The sequence below is a fragment of the Desulfonatronum zhilinae genome (assembly GCF_900182865.1).
Classification (GTDB): Bacteria; Desulfobacterota; Desulfovibrionia; order Desulfovibrionales; family Desulfonatronaceae; genus Desulfonatronum; species Desulfonatronum lacustre.
This window is the reverse complement of sequence record NZ_FXUJ01000064.1, coordinates 1-3,889: the sequence shown is the minus strand read 5'-3', so window position 1 is coordinate 3,889 and position 3,889 is coordinate 1. Positions and strand designations below refer to the sequence as shown.

The 3,889-nt window shown below is 58.3% G+C and carries 5 protein-coding genes and 1 tRNA gene; 2 read left to right on the top strand and 4 right to left on the bottom strand.

Annotated elements, in window-relative coordinates:
- Positions 1-242, top strand: a 242-nt coding sequence (locus tag AC559A_RS18825; protein WP_498819231.1) for a hypothetical protein, incomplete at its 5' end; no start/stop codon positions are given.
- A gap of 27 nt (positions 243-269) precedes the next feature.
- Here AC559A_RS18825 and AC559A_RS18820 read toward each other — a convergent pair.
- Complete coding sequence (locus tag AC559A_RS18820) at positions 270-845, bottom strand: UbiX family flavin prenyltransferase (protein ID WP_498819230.1); 576 nt, start codon at positions 843-845, stop codon at positions 270-272.
- Between the two features lie 8 nt (positions 846-853).
- Entirely contained in the window at positions 854-2,260 is a 1,407-nt protein-coding gene (locus AC559A_RS18815) for a UbiD family decarboxylase (protein WP_498819229.1), read from the bottom strand.
- A 98-nt stretch (positions 2,261-2,358) separates the two neighbouring features.
- Between AC559A_RS18815 and AC559A_RS18810 the strand changes: the two genes are divergently transcribed.
- Positions 2,359-2,435, top strand: a tRNA-Arg gene (locus tag AC559A_RS18810).
- 473 nt (positions 2,436-2,908) lie between these two features.
- Here AC559A_RS18810 and AC559A_RS18805 read toward each other — a convergent pair.
- Together AC559A_RS18805 and AC559A_RS18800 are read right to left on the bottom strand one after the other, a co-directional pair.
- Positions 2,909-3,112 carry a hypothetical protein gene (locus AC559A_RS18805; RefSeq protein WP_498819228.1) on the bottom strand — a complete coding sequence of 68 codons (204 nt, stop codon included), beginning with the start codon at positions 3,110-3,112 and terminating at the stop codon, positions 2,909-2,911.
- A gap of 23 nt (positions 3,113-3,135) precedes the next feature.
- Positions 3,136-3,396, bottom strand: a complete 261-nt coding sequence (locus AC559A_RS18800) for a hypothetical protein (protein ID WP_498819227.1) — start codon at positions 3,394-3,396, stop codon at positions 3,136-3,138.
- Positions 3,397-3,889: the final 493 nt, after the last annotated feature.

Sequence of the window (3,889 nt, the reverse complement as noted above, 5' to 3'; positions counted from 1 at the left end):
AAGACGCGGGAAGCCATGTCAAAGAGCAAATTACTGTCAAATTACTTTCTCAGGACACCTTTTTATCGCCTTTTCAGCTCAACTGCTCCGGTTCGCCCCCTTCAGCACACCTACCAGGGGCATCGCTGGGGGCTGGCCGCATAATTGCCGCTGACTTTTTGCAGGGACATCAAGTCGTGCAGCAATTTCCAGTTGTCTCAGTTTGCGTCGCGCCACCTTGGAAATGTTTACAAAACGCTTGACGCGCAGGAAGGGACAGACTCAATATTCTATTCCTGTTCACCCCATCTGGGAGTCAGGCTGTGATCGATCCGCAGGGCGTCCAGGATTCGGCCGGCCAGTTGGTCTACAAGCTCCTGCAAGGTGCGGGGGCGGTGGTAAAAGCCGGGACTGGCCGGCATGATCACGGCTCCGGCGCGGGTTGCGGCGAGCATGTTTTCCAGGTGTATGGCATTTAAAGGGGTTTCCCTGGCGACGAGAACCAGGGGGCGGCATTCTTTCAAGGTGACGTCCGCGGCCCTGTGGATCAGGTTGTTGCCCAATCCGTGCGCTATGGCGGCCAGGCTGGCCATGGAACAAGGACAAACCACCATGCCCTGGTGCTGCCAGGAGCCACTGGCCGGAGGCGCGGCAATGTCGTCTTGTGAATAGCTGCAATGGGCCTTGTTCAGCAGATTCTCCTGGGGCAGGCCCAGTTCCTGGTTCCAGACCAGCCATCCGGCCTGGGATACAATCAGGTGCAGTTCGCAGAAATTTTGCAGATTCCCGGCCAGGGTTTCGGCATAGGCCATGCCGCTGGCTCCGGTGACGGCCAGGACGATGCGGTTTCGCGCGGATTGGGGCATATTGGAGGCTACCTTTGTTGGAGGGTTTGCCAGAGTCGTTGGATGGTCTCGGAGAAGCGCGGATCGGAATGGGTCGGCATGCGCCGGGCCGGAGGCTTGGCCCGGGCGTCCAGGAGCAGTTTTCCGCCTTGTCCCGGCGTTGTCGATGGATGCCATGGGGCCAGCGGACCCTGGATGCGGACCATGTCCCGATCCGGGTCCAAGCAGTTGCCCAGGCGCCAGAGAACCTGAGAAACGTCCGCGCAGTCCACGAATTCATCCACGGCCACCAGAAAGCGAAACCGGCGCAGCTCGCGTTCCTCGCTCAAGCAACGCAGCAACTCCAACGCATTTGGTGCATCATGCTGGTCCGAGTCCAGGACGACGAACAGAAAATTCTGGTAGATGCCCTCCATGGGCAGGGCGATGTCCCGGATTTCGAGATATGCGGAGCACAGTCGGGCTCGGAGCATCGCTTCCTGGGCCTTGGCCATCCAGGTGCTTTCCGAAGGTGGTGGGCCGGCGACGATGCACGGCAGGATCGGGGCCGCTGCCTGGGAGATGGCACGTAACCGGAGGACCGGGCAGGGGCGGGGAGTGCTCAGCAGTCCGGTGTGGTTTCCGAAAGGGCCTTCCAAAGCCCGTTCTTCAGGTAGCGCGTACCCCTCCAGGACAAATTGGCTTGTGGCCGGGACCAGCAGGTCTACTGTGCGGCAACGGGCCAACGACAGCCGGGTGTTCGTCACGCGGGCCGCGAACTCCAACTCGTCCACCTCCCGCGGCAAGGACAGCCCGCTGGCCAGGAGCACGGACGGAGGCACGCCCAGGGCCACGGCGACTTCCAGTGGTCGGTTCATCGCTTTGGCCGCTTGAAAATGTTCCGCCGCGTCGCTGCCCGGATGCCAGCCCAGGGTCGCCCTGGTATTGTCCAGGATTTGGATTCGATAGATTCCCGCGTTGCGCCGTCCGGTCCGGGGATGCCTGGTCACGACCACCCCGGCGGTCAGACAGGGCCCGACGTCGCCCGGCCAGAGCGTCATGCGCGGCAGGTGCTGAAAGGTGGCCTCAGGTCCGGCAAGGGAATGTTCCTGGCAGGGCGGTTCATCCACGATGTCCAAAATATCGTCGTGATCCGCATCGCCGGGTGTTTCCAGGGCAAGACTGGATTTGCCCAGCAGAAGACGGTCAGCCTCGTTCCCGAAGTCTCGGAGCGAGGCATGGTTCAGGGCCAGGGCGATGCGTTCTTCCGAGGCCAAGGCGTTGGTCAGGATGGGATGCTTCGAGTCGCGGACGTTCCTGAAAAGCAGAGCCGGTCCTTGCTCGCGTACGGCCATGGCGCTCAGGGCGGCTATTTCCAAGTGGGGGGCCACCGGCGCGTCGACGACCATCAGGGCATCGCGTCGGGCAAGTTCCTCCAGAAAACGCGGTAGGTCCATGGGACGGAGTGTAGGCGATCCCCGGAAAAAAACCAATCACGGCCAAAATCGAATTCCTTGACAATCGTTCAGCCGTAGATGTAAATGTACCCTCTTTCGGGCAATTAGCTCAGTTGGATAGAGCGTTGGCCTCCGGAGCCAAAGGCCGCAGGTTCGAATCCTGCATTGCCCACCAATAAAATCAAGGGTTTACGGTCAAAACGTAAGCCCTTTTTTATGCCGAAAATAAAAAGCCAACAAAAAAGCCAACAAACCGCCTGAAAACCGCCCTCGTCTTCCTGGTCTCTTCCTGCCCTATCATTGCCACGTCCTGGCAGGGATGACGGGGTTCAGTGAGCAGCGGCGAAGGGTATAGACACAATCTCCCCCCAGGCCGAAACGGAATTGCAGACCTGATCCGTATATTTTACGGGGCAGGGATGACGGGTAACGCATCCGCCTGGAAGGGTATCCACAGTATGGACGCCCTTGCTCCTGATCGGCGAAGCGCAGCAGACCTCTTTCCGTGATTGTCACCAATCTCCAGTGACCATTGCCCCAGGCCCACCGCGAAGCCACGCAGGACGGCCAGAATGACAAAGCCCTCCCGGTAATCCGAAAGGGCTTCCTTGGCGGGTCAGCGCAAGCTCCATCGTACCGAGGAAGAATCTATTTCAGATTCTTGAAGAGATGGGTGAACTTCCCCTTCAGGGATTGAAATGTCGCTTCGCTGTCCTGTCTCAGCGATTCTATTTCTGAGGGCGTCAAGCGAGCGTTGCCCGAGGATGAATCGGCCTTGCTTCTCGGTGAAGTTTGCTCGTCAGCAATCTGTCCTGGAAGCTGACGGTTGTTGGGCGTTGGGTCTTCGCTCATGGTTGTAATCCTGTCTTTGATCGTCAAGGCCCGTCGAAGAGCCGACGCTGAACCGTCCCTGGTCTTCGGTATCGGTCCATCTCGCTGTTCGTGAACAGGGTTTGCTGCGCCTTGGCATTGAAGACCAAGCCCGGCTGGTCTTTGTCCTCTTCCTCGTAGCCCTGCTTGCTCAGAAGATAAACCATCTGCGCCCACTCGTTGGACTTCAGGTCTGGTGACCCCTCCCCGCCCTTCTTCTCGCTCAGCTCGTCCAGTCTGGTCTGTTCTTCCGGTGTCAGTTGCATCTTGTCCTCCTGGGTTAAAGGGCAGGTTCCCTTATCCACCAGGGCCAAATGGACGGCAAGCCCTGTCTAGTCCGGTCTGGTCGCTCCAGATCTGATTTCCTGAACCCTGTTCCATCAATCGTTGTTTTCCTGGGATACCCAACCAAGCCAACCGGCCTGTAAATGCGTTAAACGGCGAATGTGCGCATCCTGATTGTCCCCAGGTGGCCGAAATGAAAAAGGCCGTCCATCCCGAGGGACAGACGGCCTTTGGTGGTGGTCCGGTTCCGGCAGGGTAGTTAGATGGCGTCCTCCTGTTTGACATAGCGGACATCCATTCTTTCTATTTGCTGTTTGTATGCGTCCACAAACACTTCGAGCATACTGCCGCATTTATACACCTTATCATCACCCGCGAACACTAGTGTCCGGAACATTAATCAAATAATCTTAGCTGTTTAAAGGGCGAAAGGGGCTCGCCTTTGCAGCCTGAAAATAAAAGCAGTTGATTTAA

What these genes read in the sequence shown, in the direction of transcription:
- AC559A_RS18815 (WP_498819229.1), bottom strand. Translation starts at nt 2,260, where the DNA reads ATGGACCTACCGCGTTTTCTGGAGGAACTTGCCCGACGCGATGCCCTG.
- AC559A_RS18805 (WP_498819228.1), bottom strand. Translation starts at nt 3,112, where the DNA reads ATGAGCGAAGACCCAACGCCCAACAACCGTCAGCTTCCAGGACAGATT.
- AC559A_RS18800 (WP_498819227.1), bottom strand. Translation starts at nt 3,396, where the DNA reads ATGCAACTGACACCGGAAGAACAGACCAGACTGGACGAGCTGAGCGAG.
- AC559A_RS18820 (WP_498819230.1), bottom strand. Translation starts at nt 845, where the DNA reads ATGCCCCAATCCGCGCGAAACCGCATCGTCCTGGCCGTCACCGGAGCC.